The following is a 1,732-nucleotide window of genomic DNA, read 5'->3' as shown; positions in this document are numbered from 1 at the left end:
CGGTGCCGGGGCCGCCCGGGGAGGGCACTCAGGGGGCGTGCAGCCGCAGGACGGCACGCTCCGCCCCCTCGGGCGGCTCCCCGAAACGGGAGACCACGATCATGGTCAGGAAGGCCAGCGGCACGGTCCAGGAGGCGGGCTGCGCCAGCAGCACCGTCACCAGCCCCGAGTGCCAGCTCGCGACGGCGGAGAGGAACGCCGCCCCCGTCGCCGAGACCACTCCCGTGCCCAGCCCCCAGGCGGCACCGGCCACGGTCAGCTTCGGCCACCAGATGCCCAGCACCAGCAGCGGGCAGAAGGTGGAGGCCGCCACCGCGAAGGCCCAGCCCACCAGCACGTTGATGTCCAGGTGCGCCGCGGGCAGCGACAGCAGCACGGCGACGAGCGCGCCCGCGGCGACCGCCGCCCGCAGCCGGGACACGCCGCTGCCGAACAGGTCGTGCGAGAGCCCGCCGGCCAGCGCGAGCAGCAGCCCGGAGGAGGTGGACAGGAACGCCGCGAAGGCGCCCGCGGCGACCAGGGCGGTCAGGACGCTGCCCAGCGCTCCCGGCACCACGTGCCCCGGCAGGACCACACTCACCGTGTCGGTGGCGTTGTTGCGCACCAGGTGCGGGGTCAGCACCCGGCCCAGCAGCCCGTACACGGCCGGGAACAGGTAGAACACGCCCAGCAGGGCGATCACCATCACGGCGACCCGGCGGGCGTTGCGCGCGCTGGTGCTGGTGTGGAAACGCATGATGACGTGCGGCAGGCCGATCGCGCCCAGCGTCGTCGCGAGCAGCACCGACCAGGTGCCCAGCAGCGGGTGACCGGCGTCGTTGATGTCCAGCAGCGGCCGGCTCCAGCTCTCCGGCACGGTCACCGGGGTGAGCGCCTCGGAGCGGGTCTCCGGCCCCACGTACACGACGAGGAACACCGCGGGCACCGCGATGAAGACCAGCTTCACCAGGTAGTGGAAGGCCTGCACGTAGGTGGCCGAACGCATGCCGCCCACCGCGATGGAACCGCTCACCACCAGGCCCGCCAGCACCACACCCACCCAGTAGGGCGTGCCGCTGACCAGTTGCAGCACCACCCCGGCGCCCTTGAACTGGGGCACCAGGTAGAGCCACATGATGACCAGGACGATCACGCCGCACAGCTTGCGGATCCCGCGCGAACCCAACCGGTACTCGGCGAAGTCCGGCACGGTGAACGCACCCGAGCGCCGCATAGGCCCGGCCACCAGCGCGGCGACCGCGACGTAGCCTGCGGTGAAGCCCACCGCGAACCACAGCGTGCCGATGCCGTTCTTCAGCAGCAGCCCGGCCAGCCCGATGACGGACGCCGCCGACACGTACTCACCCGCGATGGCCATGGCGTTCCAGCCGGGGGCCACCCGGCGGGAGGCCACCAGGAAGTCGGGCGTGGTGCGCGCCGCCCGCACGCCGTACATGCCGATCATCAGGCTCGCGGCGACGAGGAAGCCGATCGCCAGCAGTCCGGTCACGCCCGGTCGTCCGTGCGCTCGGCGGCCCGCACGTGCACCACGGCGATGAGCAGCAGCAGCGGGTACGTCGCGGTGGCCAGCACCAGCCAGGAGACGGGCACCCCGCCGGCCGTCATCCGGTCCATCGCGGGGAACAGGGCGATCATGCCGCTGGTGCCGAACAGCACCAGGGCGAGCATGGCGACCGTGCGCCCGGCGGTGCGGCGCTGGGCGGCGAAGACCCGGCGGGCCCGCTCGGGGTCG

1 protein-coding gene and 1 pseudogene are annotated in these 1,732 nt (G+C 73.3%); both read right to left on the bottom strand.

The features are described from left to right. Positions 1–28: 28 nt before the first annotated feature. The gene (locus ACYVE9_RS25550) at positions 29–1,489 is read right to left on the bottom strand and encodes a sodium/solute symporter (RefSeq protein WP_461030259.1); all 1,461 of its coding nucleotides are present in this window, start codon (positions 1,487–1,489) and stop codon (positions 29–31) included. After that, positions 1,486–1,732, bottom strand: a pseudogene (locus ACYVE9_RS25545) (hypothetical protein); the annotation flags it as partial. The gene ACYVE9_RS25550 and the pseudogene ACYVE9_RS25545, both read right to left, overlap by 4 nt.

It is taken from the genome of Streptomyces sparsus (assembly GCF_054776295.1).
Note: the sequence above shows the minus strand (reverse complement) of the source record. Positions and strands in the feature narration are given on the sequence as shown.